The 19,231-nt window shown below is 55.5% G+C and carries 16 protein-coding genes; all 16 read right to left on the bottom strand.

Annotated features, from left to right (window positions below; all coding sequences use genetic code 11):
- Positions 1–14: 14 nt before the first annotated feature.
- Positions 15–374, bottom strand: coding sequence for a TrbC/VirB2 family protein (locus tag ACFCXQ_RS06445; RefSeq protein WP_379554180.1), 360 nt, complete (start codon positions 372–374; stop codon positions 15–17).
- Positions 374–1,351, bottom strand: a complete 978-nt coding sequence (virB11, locus tag ACFCXQ_RS06440; RefSeq protein ID WP_379554178.1) for a P-type DNA transfer ATPase VirB11 — start codon at positions 1,349–1,351, stop codon at positions 374–376. Before virB11 ends, ACFCXQ_RS06445 begins: the two co-directional genes overlap by 1 nt.
- 3 nt (positions 1,352–1,354) lie before the next feature.
- Positions 1,355–2,413, bottom strand: a complete 1,059-nt coding sequence (locus tag ACFCXQ_RS06435) for a TrbI/VirB10 family protein (RefSeq protein ID WP_379554176.1) — start codon at positions 2,411–2,413, stop codon at positions 1,355–1,357.
- Positions 2,406–3,113 (bottom strand): TrbG/VirB9 family P-type conjugative transfer protein, encoded by a 708-nt coding sequence (locus ACFCXQ_RS06430; protein WP_379554174.1) that lies wholly within the window; start codon positions 3,111–3,113, stop codon positions 2,406–2,408. The genes ACFCXQ_RS06435 and ACFCXQ_RS06430 overlap by 8 nt, the downstream gene beginning before the upstream one ends.
- Entirely contained in the window at positions 3,110–3,838 is a 729-nt protein-coding gene (locus ACFCXQ_RS06425) for a virB8 family protein (RefSeq protein WP_379554172.1), read from the bottom strand. The genes ACFCXQ_RS06430 and ACFCXQ_RS06425 overlap by 4 nt, the downstream gene beginning before the upstream one ends.
- Entirely contained in the window at positions 3,839–5,035 is a 1,197-nt protein-coding gene (locus tag ACFCXQ_RS06420) for a type IV secretion system protein (RefSeq protein WP_379554170.1), read from the bottom strand. It lies immediately after the preceding gene.
- A complete protein-coding gene (locus ACFCXQ_RS06415) occupies positions 5,036–7,411 on the bottom strand; it encodes a VirB4 family type IV secretion/conjugal transfer ATPase (protein WP_379554168.1) in 2,376 nt (791 codons plus the stop codon). It abuts the gene before it with no gap.
- On the bottom strand, positions 7,390–7,623 hold the full coding sequence (locus ACFCXQ_RS06410) for a type IV secretion system protein VirB3 (RefSeq protein WP_379554166.1): 234 nt from the start codon (positions 7,621–7,623) through the stop codon (positions 7,390–7,392). Before ACFCXQ_RS06410 ends, ACFCXQ_RS06415 begins: the two co-directional genes overlap by 22 nt.
- 112 nt (positions 7,624–7,735) lie before the next feature.
- The gene (locus ACFCXQ_RS06405; RefSeq protein ID WP_379554165.1) at positions 7,736–8,662 is read right to left on the bottom strand and encodes a hypothetical protein; all 927 of its coding nucleotides are present in this window, start codon (positions 8,660–8,662) and stop codon (positions 7,736–7,738) included.
- Between the two features lie 624 nt (positions 8,663–9,286).
- A complete protein-coding gene (locus ACFCXQ_RS06400) occupies positions 9,287–10,018 on the bottom strand; it encodes an RHS repeat-associated core domain-containing protein (protein ID WP_379554163.1) in 732 nt (243 codons plus the stop codon).
- 18 nt (positions 10,019–10,036) lie between these two features.
- On the bottom strand, positions 10,037–10,477 hold the full coding sequence (locus ACFCXQ_RS06395; RefSeq protein ID WP_379554161.1) for a hypothetical protein: 441 nt from the start codon (positions 10,475–10,477) through the stop codon (positions 10,037–10,039).
- A 49-nt stretch (positions 10,478–10,526) separates the two neighbouring features.
- On the bottom strand, positions 10,527–10,961 hold the full coding sequence (locus ACFCXQ_RS06390) for a hypothetical protein (RefSeq protein ID WP_379554159.1): 435 nt from the start codon (positions 10,959–10,961) through the stop codon (positions 10,527–10,529).
- The gene (locus tag ACFCXQ_RS06385) at positions 10,954–11,892 is read right to left on the bottom strand and encodes an RHS repeat-associated core domain-containing protein (protein WP_379554157.1); all 939 of its coding nucleotides are present in this window, start codon (positions 11,890–11,892) and stop codon (positions 10,954–10,956) included. Before ACFCXQ_RS06385 ends, ACFCXQ_RS06390 begins: the two co-directional genes overlap by 8 nt.
- Positions 11,879–12,277, bottom strand: a complete 399-nt coding sequence (locus ACFCXQ_RS06380) for a hypothetical protein (protein WP_379554155.1) — start codon at positions 12,275–12,277, stop codon at positions 11,879–11,881. Before ACFCXQ_RS06380 ends, ACFCXQ_RS06385 begins: the two co-directional genes overlap by 14 nt.
- A 2-nt stretch (positions 12,278–12,279) precedes the next feature.
- Complete coding sequence (locus tag ACFCXQ_RS06375) at positions 12,280–16,761, bottom strand: RHS repeat-associated core domain-containing protein (protein ID WP_379554153.1); 4,482 nt, start codon at positions 16,759–16,761, stop codon at positions 12,280–12,282.
- Positions 16,762–18,035: 1,274 nt separating this feature from the next.
- Positions 18,036–18,938, bottom strand: a complete 903-nt coding sequence (locus ACFCXQ_RS06370) for an acyltransferase family protein (protein WP_379554151.1) — start codon at positions 18,936–18,938, stop codon at positions 18,036–18,038.
- Between the last annotated feature and the right edge of the window lie 293 nt (positions 18,939–19,231).

Here is a 19,231-nt window from a genome sequence, read left to right as displayed (position 1 = left end):
ATTCCACAGATCGCTCAATCCGACCTGAGCGATGCTCCGGCATAGGGGTCGTATTGTGCGGGTGGCAAGTCGGCGCGAGGATCAGGTCGTTCAATTCGCTCGGGCGTGATCACAACCGGTGCGGGCTCAGGCAGACTGCTCCAACCCGTACTGAAGGCAGCGGCGATTACAGGGGCGCCCAGTAGAACAAAGCATCCTAGAACCACCCGCATTCCCTTTCGCACTGGCAAGCGCCCGGTAAGCATCATCAGGCCGATTGCAGCCACCGCAAGAACGCAAATCCCAATGGCAACGCTGCCCAAAAGCATGTCCGAGATCCAATCGACCGAGCTTTCAAAGGGCGCCGTAGAACTTGTTGGAAATGGCGCAGCCATCACACCAAACCTTCACGCATCATCAGCTGTGCGACCCGGCGTTTTCCGTCGCGTCGTTCAAGCTGAACAAACACGTCGATGCTCTCGCGCACATAATGCCGTACATCCTCGCGAGAGAGCTTTGAGCCGGCCTGAAGGACAAGCAGAGCGAGCTGCTCGATTGCGCGCGACGGCGTGTCTGCATGGATGGTGGTCATCGAGCCAGGGTGCCCAGTGTTAACTGCCCGCAGGAAGGTGAAAGCCTCATGGCCGCGCAGCTCGCCCAGAATGATCCGGTCTGGTCGCATGCGCAGAGCGGCGATCAGCAAATCCTCTGCGCTCACATCAGCTTCGGCGAGATTGCCGCGCGCCGCGAGCAGACCGACGGCATTTTGGTGCTTCAACTTCAGCTCTTCAGTATCCTCAATCAGAATTAACCGTTCGTGGCTTGGTATCTCAGCGAGCAAGGCATTGAGGAAGGTAGTCTTGCCGGTTGAGGTACCGCCAGCAATCAAGATGTTATGCCGGTTCAGCACTGCTTGCCGCAGCTGTTCTTGCGCCTCACTGGAAGCCACGCTGTGCCATTGCGGCTCGCCTTCATGCAGCGCCTGGCCCTCGCTGAGACTATCAAGCGCCCCCGCTTCTGCCCAATCAGCCAGCGAGAGATCGGAGGACACGTGGCGTCGGATCGCAAACGCATGCCCGCTTCTCGTTGCAGGCGGCGCGACCACCTGCACACGCGAGCCATCGGGTAGGCTGGCCGCAAGCAAGGGCTGCGCGCGACTAACCCCTTGCGCTCCCGTCGCAGCGATTTGCCGGGCCAGCCGTTCCAGCAGCGCTTCAGTTAGACTTGGCTCCTCAAAACGCTCGGTCCCGCCTCCCAGATGTTCGACCCACACTTCGCCGGGCTGGTTGATCCAGATGTCGGTCACATCTTCGCGCTCCAACCAGGGCGCCAGCGGCGCTAGGAAAGAGTCGAGATAATAGCCTGTTTCCATCAGTCAGCGGTCAACGCTCGCAAAGTCGAGGTCACGCGCGACATAAACCGATACGCTGGTTCCGTGCTTAATTTTGAGTGTGGGTCGGATGTCTTGCGGCTGTATTTGTGTCAGATTTTGCGTGCTTCCGGGGAGCGCTACAATCACGCCGTCCGTCGCCTCTCGGGTGGCGATGCCCACACCAATATCGAGGACCGACTGCAGGATCGCGCCGCCAAAGCGCTGAAAGAACTTGCTATCCACCTTACCCCTAACGCCCGCTTTGCCGAGCGGATCGGAGGCTGGACTGTCGAGCGCCATTGTCACCCCGTCGGGCCTAATCAGCCGGGTCCATTGGATGAGTGCGCGGTTCTGGCCGCGTTCGAGCGTGCCTTCATATTCACCATGGAGGCGGCTGCCGCGTGGGATCAGAACACGGCTGCCATCGAAGCTGTAAATGTCGCGCTGGACGAGTGCGCGTGCAGCGCCTGCCTGCGTGGAATCGAACGCGGTTTCCAGAACGGCTGGGATGATGGTGCCAAGCGGTACAGTAAAGGCTGGATTGCTCAAGCGGCCTGCGCTGATCCGTTCTGAGCTTTCATCATCGCGTGCCGAGGATTGCTGTGCGACGCCACTCGCGCTGCGATCAAACACGACCTGAGGGCGTGAGGGCCGGACTGCGAACGGGTCAGCAGTTGTTGGCAGCGGCGCAAATTGCTGAACGGGCGGAGTGTAGGTAACTGGCGGTGGAGGCGGCGCGGCGCCACGCGGAACTGGCGCTCCAGCGCTACGGCCCGCATTACCTATCCCGCGCCCTGCTAATTGCGCTTCAGGTTCGAGAAATCGCGCGGGCATTGCAGGGGCAGGTGGCGCGGCAATACGCCCTCCATTCACGCTGTCAGGCAGGCTAGTGCGCGGAGAAGTAGCCGCCTCGCGGCTGGCACTAAGTGCTGAGAACAGCCAGGCGCAGCCAAGGAGGAGAATAGCCAGAAAGGCCCAAAGGCCCAAATTGCTATTACTGCCGGTTGCGACAATCGGGCGCACATCGCCTGGAATAGGATCGTCTGATGCGCGATCAACCATCACTCGTCTCCGGGGTTTTGTTGCGGCGCGCGGTCGCCTTTTCCTTGTCGATTCGGAATACAAGTCGCTCCCAAACGCGGTCAATCACGAACTGGTCTCCGCGCATATGCCCATTGACCACCTGCTCCTTGCCTGAAGGCCCTATCCCGAACACCGCTGGGAGTGATTGGCTCGGCGCAAATTCGATTGTGGTTCGCTGGCCATCATCGCTGATCGCAGCCGGGCGGACTTCGCGGTTTCCCTTTAAGCGGTATAGCCAAAGCTCATTGCTTACTGGCTCGCTGGGCGCGACAATGTCCAGCGGGGTTGGTGGAGGTGAGAAGTCCATCTGCACGAGGTAAGCGCCCATTAGATCCGTGCCAGTGCGCAGCGAGAACGCATAAAACCGGCGGTCGCTTTGCACCCGGATTTTTCCAAGCTCGCCGGTTCTTTTTGGCACGAGCAGCAGGCTATCATTCTCTGCAGACACGGTGGCGTCCATCGCATTGCCGTCATCAAGTTCAACCCGGGATATTTGCTCTCCGGGTTCCAGCACAATCGTCAACCCGCTCGCGGGAAGCGCGGTCAAAAAGATCTCTTGTCCCGGCTGCCAACGCGCCGATTGAATGCGCGGATTGTCAGGCGAGGGCTCTGGCATGATCTGCGCTGACAGAGGAACACTAAACCCTAAAACGCATGCCATGACCGCAAGCCACCTCATTGGGCGCGCTCTGGAGAACTAACGGCCTGCTGCGCCGGGACAGGGTCAGGCAGCGTCTCAGCATTGCGGCGATAACGCGTTACTTGAAAGCCAAGCGGGTTCAGCAGGCGATCGGCCTCGCTCATCGGCGCTTCGCTATAGCCAAAGCTAAGCACCGCCTGCCAATCCTGCGCGGCCTGCGGACGCGCTCCTGGATCAAGGCGCGTCGTCTGGAACCGCACCAAAGAACGATCAGCGCCGAGCGAGGATATGCTTTTAATCTCTGTGCGAATGGTCCCGCCACGCGGTAGAAAGGCAAGCGGGCTCGCGGGATTATTGGCTTGCATTTGGTTCATATAGCGCTGCCGCGCATCGCCAGCGCTCCAAAGCGCAACCTTTTGATAATCGGTATCAAAACTGCCAGCGCTAAAGCTCTCGCGCGCTATCACATATTGCACCAGAAACGAGCGGGTAAGCGCGCTATCCGCTGTCACGGTCTGTGCGTCTAGCGGCGCGAGCGCTTCAACATTGCCCGTCTGGCGATCAACGAGCAATGTGTATGGCTCCACTGTTTTAAGCGGCAGCAGGATCACGAGAGCGATGGCCAAAAGCAGCGCAATAGCTGCTGAGACGCAGGCAATAATCCACGCCGTGCGCCGCGAGCGTTCCAGATCATCAGTAACGCTCTGCGCCCAGCTATCAGCAACCTCAATCTCGGCTAAATCTATATTCTCATGCGCGCTCATTTAGCGGCTATCCCTTTGCTGCGTTGAACCAGAACTGCGCTGGCTGGTCCGGCGATAGGAGCTGCCAAGGCGCGGCTGCGCAGATGCGCTGGATTGAACGCCTGGCCCTTGTGTCGAAGCGGAACCAGCACCAACCGAACGGCCGTAGTCCATCCGCGAAGCGCCGGCCTGCTCTTCGCGTCTCAGAACCGTCTCCACGCTGCCCGATATGCGTTCTGCGCGGTTACCGATGACCATTTGACTGGAATCTCCCACCGCAGGCGAAAAAGCGGGCTGGATATTCTGTCCTGGCAAGGCGAACTCGCGCAAATCCTGCCACCCCCGCGTAAAGCTAACCTTGCCGATGATCCACACTATGCCGATGAGCACCGCAGCAAAAGCAAGCGTCATGGCAAAGAGCTCAATCGGTGCAGAGGGCGTGGCATAGCCCAATGCTCGCACGCGCAGCACATCATCTAGCCATGGGCCAAGGATTGCCATTTCGATTGCTAGCACGAGACTTGCCCCAAGAGTGCCGACCAGCGTGAGCACCAAGCCTCTCAGCCATCCTGAAAAAAGCCCGCGTGTCATGCCGAACAGCAGGAGCCCGGCAGCAAGCGGAGCAAGCGCAAGCAGCAGACCTGCAGCCAGTCTGAGGAGCGCAAGCGATCCAATCACGCTAGCGAGGAAAACGAGACGCGCAGAACCAAAGGCGTTTTCATCCCGCAAGGCGCTGCCCGCAAAGCTTCCGCCCAAGCTATCGCCCTCGATTAGCGCGCCACTATTGCGGCCAGTGCCGGTCTCGGTCAGCTCAACCAGAGCCGCGTCGGTGGCTCGCAGGCGCTCCGCAAACCCTGTGCCAGCCTCGCCTAACGCAGGCGAAGAGATTGCCGCCGCGATCTGCGCCGGGCCCTCGAGTACGACGTCATGGACCAGCACTTTCCAGGCGGGCCATGAGAAGGCCAGCGTCAGGACGATCCCGATCTTAAGGACATCATAGACCGTATCGCGCGCGCCGGGAGCAGGGCCAAAGAGTAGCCGCAGGGCAAAGAGCGCGATAAACACCGTCAACAGCCCGGTCATCACCGTCGCCGCAAGCGATCCCGGTTCGGCGAGCGACTGATAGCCAAAGGTGCCCAGGCTGCGCGATTGACAATCGATGTGCTCCAGCACGCGCGGCAGAAATTCACTGCCGGTGAGGATCTGCGGACACGCCATCTAGGCTGCTCGCTCCAGCAGAGCCTTCATCCACTTATCGGGATCTTCGCCCGTCTCGCTCACCACATCATCGAATAGACGCACCGTTGCCTCGCGCCCGGAAAGAATAGTGAGCAATTCGCTTTCGCCAGTGAGATCAAGCCTGGCGACCACGCTTTCATTGCCGTGCCTAATGAGGAAGCAATGCGAGCTATCAGGCAAGGTCCGCACCAGATCATACTCATGGCGCGAAAGGCCGAAGCCGTTGATATAGTCTTCAGCGCGCGCTTTGGGATTGATCATAAAAATCTGGGTTGCGGCTTGTTCGATAATCGCGCTGGCTATCTTACTTTCGAGCGCATCTTGCGCGCTTTGGGTGGCAAAGCCGACAATCCCGTTCTTCTTGCGTATGGTCTTTTCCCAATCGCGAATGCGGCGCACGAAGATCTCATCGTCCAGTGCTTTCCAGCCTTCATCGACGACAATAATCGCAGGTGTTCCGTCCAATCGCTGCTCAACCCGGTGGAAGAAGTAAAGCATGGCCGGTGTACGTAGATCGGGATCATCGAGGATCGCGGTCATATCAAACCCGACTGTTTCTTGGGTAAGGTCGGTCGTATCGACCTCATTGTCGAATAACCAAGCACGGTCTCCATCTCCCCACCATGGCTTCATCCGGGAGTACAGATCACCGATGCGCGGTCGATCACCGCCGCGAAAGAGCTCAACCAAATAGCGCAGGCGGCGGCGCGCTTTGGGTTGATGGAAATTAGTCTCGATCGCATCACGAATGCGGTCAAGCTCCTCGCCATCCGCACCGCCTGCTAGCAGGCCAAGCCATTCGATCAAGAACGCGCGATTTCCTGGCGTGTCTTCAAGCTGGAGCGGATTGAGGCCCGATGCATCTCCTGGTCGCAAGCGATCATAGGAGCCGCCAATCGCGCGGATAAACAGTTCAGCCCCGCGATCCTTATCGAAGAAGATAGTGCGGGGGCGATACTTGCGCGCTTGTGCCAGCAAGAATCCAAGCACCACCGTTTTGCCTGAACCCGAGGGCCCAATAACCGTGAAGTTGCCGAGATCTTTCTGATGGAAATTGAAGAAATAGGGCCCCGCCGCTGTCGTCTCAAACAGAGTAACTGCATCGCCCCAGTGATTGGCGCGCTCGCGGCCAACCGGGAAATTATGCAGGCTAGCAAGCCCTGCAAAATTGGTGGTGGAGACAAGGCCGCGCCGGGGAATGTAGCGGAAATTGCCGGGGAACTGCGCCCAGAAGGTTGGCTCGAGCGCAATGTCCTCGCGCACCGCATTAATGCCGAGATCCGCCATCAGCGCAATGACTTCAGCAACATTGGCGTCAAGCTGCTTTAAGCTATCGGCATGGATCGCCACGGTCGTATGGTGCTCGCCAAAGCCTGCGCGACCTGCAGCAACCTCATCTTTGGCCACTGCCAGCTCATTGCGCAGCGAAATGGCCTCGTCCTCGGCTGATTGCATGCGGCGGAGAGCCAAGTTCATTTTGCCGAGCGCTGCGCGCCGCTCAACAAAGGCAAAGCTCTGACTGACATTGAGCTCAAAGGGCAGCCGATACAGCTCATCGAACATGCCGGGCATAGTCCGGTTAGGCCAATCCTTGATTGAGACAAGCGCCACGAACTGCCGATCAAGATTGCCGCTGGGCGCAAGTTCAACAGTGTCTTGCCCAAAACTTACCCGGCGTGCCGGAATATGATGCCCGAGATCACCATGCGGTTCGACAATGGGGCGCATATCAGCGTTGAAGAGATAGGAAAGGAACTCGAGCGGTTCTGAGCGCTCGCCATCGCCGTTATCATAACGCGAAAGCACATGCGGATCATAGCGGCCAAGCGCCGCAACAAGCGCTTCGCGGGCATTGTCGAGGCCATGCTTCTCTGTCGCTAGAAGAGCGGCATTACCTCCGGTTGATTTGGCAAACAGGCCGCGTAGCCGATCGCCAATTCCCATACGACCCTGCGTTGGACGCCTGACAATCGTCAAGAACAGCTCGTTGACGTAAAGCTCTTTGCGCCCAAGTCGCTGACGCCAACGCTCATCCAGCTTCTTGGAAAAGGCATCGGGCCAATCGGCTTCCAGCGTCGTATCAGCCCGCCTCCGAACTACATGATGATAAATCGCATAACGCGATGACCCAAGCGCGCGCAGCATCGCATCGCGTAACTCAGCGCGGTAATTGAGCTCTTCGCTATCAGCGGTCTCAAACAGCAGTCCGCCGACCCGGATCGTCTGCATGAGCAGCCCGTCGCGGGTCTCAATCGTCACATCATCTATATGCCTTGCATAGGGCAAATGCGCGCCAGCCGGAGCCTCGCGCGCCATCACGCGTCTATCGCGGGTCAGGGGCGGTAGGAATTGCATCGCCAGAGGCCATAATTCTTCACGCGTGGACAATTGCGCACGCGGGTAATCCAAAGATCAAAGAAACGCGGTTCGCGCAGACAGAGCAATGCGCCAAGACCATGGAGTACCAGCGCCACCAGTAATATCCACCATGAGCGGAAGATCAGAAACAGCTCAACCGTAATCACCACATTGATGATGAAGAAGGTATAAGTGACGCCTGCGAACATTTGCGGCCTGGTCAGGCCGGTAAACAGTGTCGCGCTGCGCAGCTCGTCGCTAATTTGATTTCCCCGATTCTATCGCAAAGAGTTTCGAGGATTTACCGCATTCGTGCAAGCCTTAGAATCCGCGGATAAAGGCTCTAATCTCATCGAAGGCTACATTGTTGCCGGTTCCAACAACCCTTTGCGCCCGAACAACCAATCTCACTTCCCGCACGCCGGACGGCACCCGGCCCTCAGCAGTAATATAGCGCCACTGCCCCGCACCAATGCTGCGGATTTGCGTCGCACTGTAGCTACGGGCTACCGGGCTTCCAGCACCATCCCTATACTGCAAATACAGTATCGGATTCTCGCCATTCGCATTGGTATCAGCAGCAAATGCTTCGAGCTTCACAAGCACTGATCCATTATCAATTGCCGTTGCGAAAGACGAGAGATCGTAATCTTGGAACATCAGCGGGTCAGGATTGGATGAAGCTGCGAACGCATAGATGCCTTCAATGGGCGTCATCGCATGACCTTGCTGATTGGCAAGAATGGCTGAGAACCCTCCGTTGATCTGCACCCAGCCAGAAGTATCGCCTGTCTCCGCGCCGGGGTTTGCGAGTGTGATCTCGGTCCAGTCTGAGCCACCGCCGCCGCCTCCGGTGCCATTGGCGGCCGCTGTGATGCGTCCTTTGGAATCTACGGTGATCTCTGGATTGATATAACTTCCAGCTGCAACGCCGCTATCCGAGAGCGTGGTTTCGGTCCCGCCGGAGGTGGTTACGTCACCCGTTAGGTTTCCGCCAGTCACGGTCTTATCTCCGCTAAACACAGCGACTTCGCCCGCTTGCGGTGCGCCTGTTTGCTTGACCGAATTCTCCGCGGCATCATCGGCACATTGCGCCACCGCGTTAAAGTTCTCCATCACCTCGGTCGCGTCAGCAACTTCACCATTGCTGATAGTGTGCGGGACGGGACATTCTGCCCATGCTGGAACCGAAGCGCCTGCGAAAGCCAGAAAAATAGAATAAAAAGAAATCCGAACTGTTCGAATCATTGCCCCATCCCTCGCAATGTATACCAAGGCCGAGCGTACTTTGCTGCTGCGAATACTGCAACGCTTTCTAGTTGAATATTTGGGCAAATATTTTCATGCAGTATTCGTATCGGCCCACACTTGGCTGGCCGAGGCACCATACTCCTCTCCGTATGTACCAGTCCCAGCACCACGTTCCAGTAGCGCCCTGATAAACTCGGCCCATACGTCACTGGCCGAGGCGCCGTACTCTCCGATTACACGGCCACCCGCATCATAGACAAAGTGCCGCCTTGATCAGGGCAGTTCATAGATATCACCATCCATACCTTCTATTTTGGCAATCGAATTGATAAACTCCTCAGCTTCTTTTCGACTCCGAAACATGTAGTCGGATAAAGACAAAAAGGGCACTCTACTGCCATAATGTCTTCGTGATACCTCCTCAACGCTTACACTCGGTATTGATCCTTCGGAAAATTTCAAAAAAGGCTCAATTTCAAACTGAAATAGATCGCCCTTACTGAAGTTCGATTTAACGTCGAGCTCGCCGCATATCATTCCAATCGCCTCATCTTCAGTAAAGATCGAAGCGTCTATATATACCCTGTGAGACTTCACCTTTTTCGCTCCGATCAAGAAATTCTAGAGGCCCGCGACAAGCTGAGCCAGCGCCATTTCTTCAGATGACATATCGCAGCCGAGCTTCTTTCCGGCGCTTATAAAATCTCGAATACGTTGTATTCTACCTTTCATATCATTTAGATGTGTGTCCCGCCCTGGCGTGCCAATCATTTGGCCGGGGTCCTCGACAAAGTTCCTAAGCTTTGGCTTGAGTCCCGAAATTGCATCCTGCACAGCCATTTTGATCGCCGGGCATGGATCATCTGGGTCGGGCCGTAACCTTGCGACCCTACTTTCTTCCTTGGGTGTTAGGCTAAACTGGTTTCGACACAGCGCCCATTGATTGGCCGCGGCGAGCGTTAAACCTAGGCCATAGAAGATCGTTGCTTGAGGAGCCACACGAAGAAGCAGAGGGTTCGGCGCTATGGGCATCTGGAATAGCCCATCGGGATCAATATTGTTTGCTGGATTTGAGCCAGCATAAACGTAATTGTTGGAGCCTCCGCCGAGGCCGATGGGATCGGCCTGGAGATAGCGGCCGGTGACAGGGTCATAGTCGCGGTAGCGGTTGTAATAGAGGTCTGCGAAGATGCGGCTTTGACCGGGAAAGCCGGGGAGCAGGTAATCGCCTGAGAGCGGGACGGCATTGCCCGCATCATCGCTGACGACAGTCGGCACGCCCAGATGATTGCCATGGACCCAGATCAGCTGGATATTGGCGTTCATATCGGGCGTTGCGACCGCGAGCGGCATGTAGCCGCCCAATTTCAACTAGGGTCTTTCGCCTAAAAGTACGATCATAGTCTCACGATCGATTACGTGACTTCCGGGAACATCTTTAAGCTGTTCGCGTGCAAAAGTAGCAATCGGAGCGTCTTCTTCGCTATCATCAATGTCGCTGATCTTCGAAATAAATTCAGCGACAGTAATCGAGCGCGGAGGTTTGACTTTAAGTGGCTCTTTCTGGCGAGCAAAACCGATTTTCTGAAGAAAGGTTTTTGGTGAAAGGCCTAGCGATGCCATCTCAAAAAATCTTCCATCATGGTCCAACACCCAGTTCAACTCAGCACGGCCGGACCGCAACACATTAACAAGCAACTGGTCACTTTCTGAACCTTCGGCGGCTGTCAAAAAGAAGTGACGTTTATCGCTATCGACAAGTCGACGCCCTGATCTAACGAAGAATGGCTCGCTGAACCTAATGCTGCTCATTCTCGTCCTGTCCATGCGCGGGTCCCGCTCAGCATATTGACGCGGCTGCTCAGGGGTGACGTCCCGCTAGGCTTACAAATTCAACTACATCAGCCCATTTGGTGTATTCGGCATTGCGAGCACGAAATTGTTCCTCGTTTTCATGTGTCGCGCTCCACCACCGATGCTCACAAATATACTCGACATAAGTCTCGCGGGCTTGTTCAAACGTGAGTTGCTGAGGATCGCTGCAAATATATCGTAGAGAGATAAGCCTCATTTCGTTAGATCGAAACAAGTTCCAAACGGTCCAAGCGACGCCGTCACTTTCAACGTCGAGCAAATCAAACCGGCGGCATTGAACATCAATAACGAAACTCTCAGATCCCTTCCACCAACCCTTCTTGAAGGTCTTGCGGTCCATTTGATATTCCCAGCGTTTGCCTTCGGTTTTCCATACAAACTTGGGATGAAACAGTAGGTAAGGGTGGGCTGGCTCAATCATCTAACCTCCCATCGGATAACTCAATGGCCCCGGCGCCCATAGCTGTTGCTGCCGCGCCCTGAAGCGCACCGGGTGCACCCCGCGCAACCATCTCTGGATAAGGATCTTTGTGAAGGTTTCGATGAACCCTCTGCGGCACAACCTTCAGATTCCACGGCCTATTGGCGATCTTTTCAAGCCAAGGCCTGTTTTTCATCATCTTTCGTGTGATGAGCCAATGGTGAAGGTCGTAGGGCTTGCCTACTAGATTTTCAGCGCGCCGTATTCTGCGCGACACATTGTTCCACTTCATGGAGCCCTTCGTCAGTTTGACCCAGCCATTGACCCAGTGCCCACCAAAGCCACCAAGAGCACCGGCGAAAGCGACTTCACCCCATTCGTAACAATGTATGCTGAAGACATCGCGACCGTCTAGCCAATTGTTAAAGCCCTGGAAGGCCAACTCGCTGCCGGCTCCAATAACGACGCCGGTGACGACTGGTACAATGATCGGCACCTTCCCATCCGGATCGATCATATTGACCGGATTATTGAGGGCATAGACGTAGTTGTTGGAGCCTCCACCAAGCCCAATCGGATCGGCCTGGATATAGCGGCCAGTGATGGGGTCGTAGTCGCGGTAGCGGTTGTAATAGAGATCAGAGAAGATGCGGCTTTGCCCCGGGAAGCCGGGCAGCAGATAATCGCCTGAGAGCGGGACGGCATTGCCCGCATCATCGCTGACCACGGTGGGCACGCCAAGGTGATTGCCGTGAACCCAGATCAGCTGGATAGTGGCATTCACATCAGGCGTCGCGACCGCCATCGGCATATAGCCGCCCAGACCGTCATCTCCGCCATAGGGGCCTGTGCCCGCGCCCACTTGCGGGTTCGCCCAGATAAACTCGGCCCACACATCACTGGCCGAGGCGCCTCGATTAACTGATTTCACAAAGTGGTAGCGCAACGGGGCTTGGTTTTATGGCCAGTCGACACTTTCCGGGCTTACCCCCTGCATATAGGTAGGCATGCTTCTTTCCGCTCAAATACAAGACAGCAGCTAGATTTCTATCACAATCAATATCCCACTCAACCGTGACATCAGCAATCTCGGTTACAGGCTCAAAGTGCTCTTCTAAAACGAAATCCTTGGGGTTTGCGAAAGGCATCTTGCTCCGATCATGCCATTCGGGTTCGATTGGTGCTGTGCAAACATTATAAAGCCAAACATCTGACACGATATCATCTCCCGACAGCATATACGCATATGCAGTCCTTCCATCATCTTCAAATATAAGACTTTTTGCGAGCTTCTCATGATCAAATTTTATTAGCATATTCAGTCATCCAAGTTATCAAACCGCCCACTATCGTATTGGTCTTTCCAATATTGCTCGCGTTTGCGATTAAATTCGTCGCGGTCTATTTTCGAAGGATGTTTCCCGGTGTTCTGGTGGTTCTTACTAAAGTTTCCTTTGCCGCGGTGATCAGTGCGCGTCATTTCATCAATAGGACTATCAGGCTTCTGCCCTCGGTGATGTAACTCAATTGGGTGCCCATCTTTTCCGATCGGAGCACTGCCTCTCTTTTTTGGGCCAGCTTTTAGGCTGCGGTTGGATATTCTCTTCCCAACTCTACTGAATGCTTGCCCAACGAACTTCCCACCAGGCGCGACACCCAACACCAACAGCCCCACATCCCAAGGGTCGATGCAGAAGATACCGCTTGGATCATAGCCAGCGTTTCTTGCGTTGGCAGCTGCGAGGGCATCACCTGCAATCTTTATGCCGCCAAATTGACCAGAGCCGAGCAAATCGAGCGGCGACAGCCCATCCGGATCCATGTAATTCACCGGGTTGTTCAGCGCATAGACGTAATTGTTGGAGCCGCCGCCGAGGCCGATGGGGTCGGCCTGGATATAGCGGCCGGTTACCGGGTCATAATCGCGGTAACGGTTGTAGTAGAGGTCAGAGAAGATGCGGCTTTGCCCCGGGAAGCCGGGCAGCAGGTAATCTCCTGAGAGCGGGACGGCATTGCCCGCATCATCGCTGACCACGGTGGGCACGCCCAGATGATTGCCATGGACCCAGATCAGCTGGATAGTGGCGTTCACATCAGGCGTTGCCACCGCCATCGGCATATAGCCGCCCAGACCGTCATCCCCGCCATAGGGCCCCGTACCAGCGCCGACTTGCGGGTTGGCCCAGATAAACTCTGCCCAAACATCACTCGCCGAGGCACCGTATTCGCCGATCACGCGTCCGCCAGCGTCATAGACAAAGTGCCGCGTGCCTGTGGTCGGTTTGGTCATGGCGACGCGGTCATCGAGGCCGTTATAGCTATAACTCTGCGCGCCCGCATTGGAGCGGTTATAGCTGATCAGACGGCCATAGCCGTCATAGCTCGCGGCCACTGTCACCCCGCCCGGCCGGGTTTCGGTAAGCATATTGCCGCGCCCATCATAGCTATACTGCCGCGAGCCGCTGGCCTGAGTAAACTCAGCTAGCTGATTGGTACCAGAGGTATAGCTATAGGCGTGATTGTCATTGCTGGCCTGGCCAGAGATCACGGACAGGTTAAGCCGTCCATTCGCATCATAGCCCATCAGCTGAGAGTTCGCCGGGTTCAGCTCATCAGTGATCCCGCCAATGTAATCCTCCGCCGTATAACGATAGGTGAGATGCGAGAGGCTGGTGTTGTCAGAGATGCGGTAAAGCCGCCGAGAGGCAAGCCGCCCGTCGTTCCCGCGATCATTCGCAACCGCCAGACCATTGCCAAGCTGCATGCCCGTGACCGGGCCAAAGGGCTCATAAGTGTGGCCATTTGCTACGTTCGTCCATGCCGGGATTGATGCCGACGCGCGGGTCTGCACCGATGCAACACGGCCCTTGCTGTCATAGCTATATTGCACCTGACGACCAGAGGGATAGGTGATCTGCGTGATCCGGTCGGCGACGTCATATGTATATGCGAGCTGCGCGGAAGCGCTGGTGCCGATGCCCTGCTGCTTGGCAGTGAGATTACCGCGATGATCGTAAGCAAACAGCGTCGTGCCCGTCCCGTCGGTCACGCTGGCGAGGCGTCCGACCGCATAGGAGCCAGGCAGACCTCCCGTGTCATAGGCATAGGTGATTGCCTCGGATGCGGGGCGCCCTTGCGGCACCTTGCTGGTGATACGACCAAGCACGTCATAGGCGTAGTCGATGACCTGTCCGCGCCCATCGGTAGATTGGGTCATCCGGCCAGCATCATCATAAGTGTAAGTGCTGGTCCCGCGATCGGGCGAGACCTCTTGGATTACCTCGCCGAAGCCGTTGTACACGAACTGCGTGGCAACAGAGATCGGATCGGTATAGCCAGTCATATTGTCACGGTTGTCAAACGCCATCGCGCTACTGCCGCCATCAGGTGCGACAGTGCTTACCAGGCGATCAAGCGCGTCAAAGGCGGCGGTCGTTTGATTTCCTGCAGGCGTAATTGAGGAGGTAACGTTGCCTACCCGGTCGTAGGCAAGCCGCGATGTTTTGCCCACGCCAGTTGTTTGACGGATCAAGCGACCCAGCTCGTCAAAAGCACGGGTAATACGGCGCGAGGTTGAGCCATTGGAGCGGCTGACCGTTTCGCGTGTAACATTGCCCGCAGCGTCGTACGTGTAGTTCATCCGCTCTCCGCTTGCGGTATGCATAGCGGTCAGGCGGCCTGCACCGTCATAGTCCATCAGAAGCGTGTCAGTCGCGGGCAGCGTCATTTCTGTGACTTGCCCTATGGCGTCATAGACCATGGTAGTGACTGCGTTCTTCGCAGGGTTGGTTGGGTGCTGCACTGTGACTGAGGTTGCTCGCCCAAGCTCATCGTAAACATAAGACGTAACCTGCCCGTTCGCATCGGTCATCGTCGTCGGGCGACCATTGGCATCATACCCACCATAAGTGCTGACATGCCCCTGCGCATTGCTACTGGTCAGCAGATTGCCCGACGTGTCGTACGTAAAGGTAGTGATGTCATCATTGCCCTGGCCATCTGGTGCGAGAGGGCCGTCAAGCGAGAGTAAACGGCCATTGGCATCCCACGTGTAACTGGTCGTGCGAGCCTGGCCAGTGGTGATATAAGGAGCGGTGTGGTTGGTTGCATCAGTATGGGTAACCGATTGCAAACGGCCTTGCGCATCGTAGTTGCGAGTTTCAGTCAGGCCATCGCGAACAATGCTGGTGGCAACGTTATAGGTAGGGTGCCAAGTTATTGTGGTGGTGCGAGCCTCCGGCGTGCCGCTGCCTTCGACGATTGTCAGTGGCCGACCGCGGTTGTCGCGCGTAGTCGTGACCTGATTACCTTCCGCATCGGTTTGACTGGCGATAAAGGTCCCGCCGCCATAGCTGATCGATGTTGTGCTCGCCGGAGTTTCAGCGCTCGCTTGACCTGCAATGGAAGACAAACGGTACCCCCCCGAGTGCGGGGAAAATGCGAAATTCTCCTGCTTGCCCAGTGGGCTCGTCACATTGCGGGTGCGTGTACCGCCGGATGACCCATATTGAACAGTGTGGAGGTTAGTGCTTTCGGCACCCTCGCTTGAGATCACGCGGCCTTTGTCATCATAGGTATAACGACTGACACGAACCCCACGATGATCAATAATACCCGTGACAAACTTGGGGTATTTTTCATTCTCGTACGCATAGCCAACAGAATCTAAGGCCACATCGTTTTGGTCAATCCGTTGGACACCGACCAGGCGAGTATGACCAATTCTCCGACCCAGCCAAAGCCTACCTGATGTTCGGTTCCGTCCTGCGAGAGGCCCGCCTCTTAGTCGTTCGGTCGTCGCAGCTCGCAAGTACCCAATCACTGGAGTAAAGAAATCGTAGCGAAGCGATGTACCGTCTGGGAGGTCAACTGTGTTTATGTAGGGCGCTACGGGCTCCGCACCAGCCGGTGGGGGACTAGCTTCGTCGATATCTTGTCCCCAGCCAAAGGTAGCCGAACGCCCGAAGCTATCAGTGATGGACGTAAGGCTGCTGTCAGGAGCGTAAGTAAACGTCTGTTGATAGCCGTCTCGCGCCACCATTAGAGTAGGCCAACCCCTTAAGTAGTTCCCACCAAAGCCTCCGTTATGTGTGACCAGAGTCCAAACTGTATCCTCGCCATCGGTTAGCCGCCATGTACTTGATGTTGACCGTATCGAGGCGAGATCCGGCGGAAGGGTGCCGAGAAATTCCAGCTTCAGATTGCCGTAACTCCTTGCTGGACCACCGGAAGTATCTTCAACCCAATTCCCACTGGATTGAAGCTTGAAGCCATAGGCGGTGCCGTCTGCCAAAAGGATCGCTACGGTTGCATCAGGGTTTGTGGGCGAACCAGAGAACTTTCCTAATTGTATCTCCCGATTGAAGGAGAAGTTCCATCCATTGGTAAGCCCTCGCTGCGTCGCGAAAGGCAATGTCGCGCCTTGAATGGGCTTGCCGATCTGTAAGCTGCGATAGGTTCGGCCAATCTGAAAACGCCCATCAGCCGTTGCATAATCTATCGCTTCTAGAGCCTTAGCGCCGGTTGACAAAACAATCGGATTGCCGACTGCCGGGTTTAACTTTCCATTTTCATCGCAGACGCAAATTTCTTGTTCGCGCGCTGCCCCTGCCCGGCAATATCCATCGACCGTAGGGATGTAGCCACTAGGACAAACGGCAAGAGCGTAGCCGGGCCGGAGGAGACCGCACCCACCGTCTGGGCACTTATATCCTCCCCAGCTAAAATCGCACCAGTGCCTTCGCCAATCATCTTCTTCGGGAACCGTGCCAAACAACTGGCTTTCTGTGTTGCGCTTCAATCTCTTCCACTGACTTTCGCACGCATCAAAAGCGTTAGCAAAAATGAAATCTCCACGGGTACCATCTATCCATCCAATTGGTTGCGTATCTTCTTGTGCACTTGCGCTACTAGACGGCACGATCCCGACCAGAAGCATGACAATAAAGAGGGCATGGAATGCCTTGCCAAAAAAACTTCGCACAGATGCCAACCAATAAGAGCTACTCACTTCGCCCCCTTCAAACCGATAGAAATTAATGCACAACGCGCCTATTGCTGCCACCAAAAACACCCAAAGCTACCCGAACCCCAAACAGTCTGGGTCGACCCAACTGCGCTGGAAGTCTGAGCGATACGGTTGCCGTTCTGGTCGAAAATAAAAGATACGCATTGGCCGTTTGTGCTGAGCGTAGTCAGAATGAGCGGGGCAACTTGCGGCGCTACAAATATGAAGCCTTGCGCTTGAGCGGATACAGGCATCGATAGACAGAAGAGTGAAGCCGAAATTGCTGCGACCGCTCTTAGCCTATGACGAGATCCCACTACCTTCATTGACCCCACCTCATCTTTTACCGTGAAGCGCAATACTTCACAGGGTAACACTAAACGTAACTTCATTTACTGCCAGGATCAATAGATTGATCCGCCTGTGTAGAAATAGAGCTATGCTTCACTTTAGTGCACGAGGCGACGAGGAGAATTTGAACGCTATCCTCACGGTGTAAAGCCGATCAGAGACGTTCACTAAAAGTGTAAAGTGGCGAAGAAATTGCGTTTCTGACTGATTCATTGGGCGATTCTTGCATGTCGATTCGGGAGCGGATTGACCGATCTCAGGGTTCGATTCAGCGGTCCAATCAAACCTTCGATGAAGCGACGCTTAGATGCGTCAATGTAGGAAACTAGGATGGGGAACGGACGTTAGTGGCCACCCAGAACAATCGGCGATAGGAGCTTAATCGGTGCGCTAGTGTAGTGCCAATCCCGCATTATCACAATCGCTTCAGGCCATTGAGTTTCTCATTGGCCCACATTTCTTCGACGATCTTCCGAGTTGGCCTATCGGCCGGTTCGCCGACACGCTGCTACTCAGCATATAGGCCAACCCGCTTGCCGCAGATATACGTTTCTGAGAGACAAACGGCAGGCCCGTGGCATCAGGTTTTTCGCTTGCCTGGTGCTATAGACCAACTGGAACAACACCGCAGTAGATGGCTCAACGTCTCTTAGGTCGCTTCACATCGCGACAACGAAGCTTGGGCCGCAAGCTTGGGGCTACTTTCGTGCATTAAACTATGAAGAAGCAAGGCTCTGGAAGGGTGGCTGAATGCGTTTTAGCGCCTTTAACGTGGGTTTTTCGATTAGTCTGTGAGCCAAAAGACCTACCGCAATCGCAGGTAGGGTAGTCACATACCAAGGAGCACTCCCAAGCGCGAATATTACTGGAACATGGAACAGATAAATTGAATAGCTGGCATCGCCAAATACTCGCAAGACTGGGATGTCGGGAATAAACCGCTCCAATGCAATCCCACCACCAATTAGGCAGAATGCGCAACTGCCCAGCTTAACTGCTCGAAATAAGGAACCAACTTCCCCGCTAGGCAATACCATAAGGATAAATGCGGGCACCAATAGCCAAGGGCTCATTCTGTGCGCGAACCGGCCCAGCAGCACGCCTGCCGCAAATTCAAGGATGATTGGATTGCCATACGGCTCCAATGGCCCGAGCAGAGATTGAAAGACAACGAGAGCGATAACGGCAATCGGTGCAAGCCACCATCGGCCCAAAGCCATCGCAATGCCAAACACTGCGTAAAACATAACCTCGTAAACGAGCGTCCATGCAATTCCTATTGTGCCCGGTTGCCAATAAACTGGTCCTCTTGAACCGCCAATAAGAAGCATATCTGAGAGCGTTGGGGTGGCCATTCCCACCACCACCGCAAACAGCAGCGCAAACCAATAAATCGGATAAATTCGCGTTGCGCGTCGATAGACATAATCGCGCCAGTCAAAGCGATTGGCGGTTGAGCTATACATTACGAAACCAGAGATGACGAAGAACAGGTGTACGCCAAACCCCAATTGAGGAAACCACCCGCTATACCCACCCATAAGAACGGTGTGCAGTATCAGTATCATCATCGCAGCTATGCCGCGTAGATAGTGAACGGATCGGTAGTGCGTCGCCATAAGGTTTTATTGCATAACCAAAGAATTGGAAAAATCAGTTAACCAAAGTAAACACCACGTCCGTGCGGCGCTTCAACTCGCCTGCAATGCATAAGATTCAGAACGCTATCAGAAGAGCCTTAGCGGGCATTGAGGCGCCGTTAGATCACGCAATTGGCGGTTGGAAGTGATCCGGATCATCTTGTCGAAGACTCCGGAAGATTGCGTCGCGCTGCACAGGCGTCCACAAATGGGTCGTTAGCGGAACGGCTGCTTTGAGGCCGAATAAGTTTGCAGCCGACGTTCCCCTTACG

The sequence above is a fragment of the Qipengyuania rhodophyticola genome (assembly GCF_042493225.1).
In the GTDB taxonomy this organism is placed as follows: Bacteria; Pseudomonadota; Alphaproteobacteria; order Sphingomonadales; family Sphingomonadaceae; genus Erythrobacter.
Note: the sequence above shows the minus strand (reverse complement) of the source record. Positions and strands in the feature narration are given on the sequence as shown.

Coding starts and splice junctions, on each gene's coding strand:
- ACFCXQ_RS06430 (WP_379554174.1), bottom strand. CDS start 3,113: ATGAGGTGGCTTGCGGTCATGGCATGCGTTTTAGGGTTTAGTGTTCCT.
- ACFCXQ_RS06415 (WP_379554168.1), bottom strand. CDS start 7,411: ATGCAATTCCTACCGCCCCTGACCCGCGATAGACGCGTGATGGCGCGC.
- ACFCXQ_RS06405 (WP_379554165.1), bottom strand. CDS start 8,662: ATGATTCGAACAGTTCGGATTTCTTTTTATTCTATTTTTCTGGCTTTC.
- ACFCXQ_RS06370 (WP_379554151.1), bottom strand. CDS start 18,938: ATGGCGACGCACTACCGATCCGTTCACTATCTACGCGGCATAGCTGCG.
- ACFCXQ_RS06395 (WP_379554161.1), bottom strand. CDS start 10,477: ATGAGCAGCATTAGGTTCAGCGAGCCATTCTTCGTTAGATCAGGGCGT.
- ACFCXQ_RS06410 (WP_379554166.1), bottom strand. CDS start 7,623: ATGTTCGCAGGCGTCACTTATACCTTCTTCATCATCAATGTGGTGATT.
- ACFCXQ_RS06400 (WP_379554163.1), bottom strand. CDS start 10,018: ATGCCGCTCGCGGTCGCAACGCCCGATATGAACGCCAATATCCAGCTG.
- ACFCXQ_RS06425 (WP_379554172.1), bottom strand. CDS start 3,838: ATGAGCGCGCATGAGAATATAGATTTAGCCGAGATTGAGGTTGCTGAT.
- ACFCXQ_RS06380 (WP_379554155.1), bottom strand. CDS start 12,277: ATGCTAATAAAATTTGATCATGAGAAGCTCGCAAAAAGTCTTATATTT.
- ACFCXQ_RS06445 (WP_379554180.1), bottom strand. CDS start 374: ATGGCTGCGCCATTTCCAACAAGTTCTACGGCGCCCTTTGAAAGCTCG.
- virB11 (WP_379554178.1), bottom strand. CDS start 1,351: ATGGAAACAGGCTATTATCTCGACTCTTTCCTAGCGCCGCTGGCGCCC.
- ACFCXQ_RS06435 (WP_379554176.1), bottom strand. CDS start 2,413: ATGGTTGATCGCGCATCAGACGATCCTATTCCAGGCGATGTGCGCCCG.
- ACFCXQ_RS06390 (WP_379554159.1), bottom strand. CDS start 10,961: ATGATTGAGCCAGCCCACCCTTACCTACTGTTTCATCCCAAGTTTGTA.
- ACFCXQ_RS06420 (WP_379554170.1), bottom strand. CDS start 5,035: ATGGCGTGTCCGCAGATCCTCACCGGCAGTGAATTTCTGCCGCGCGTG.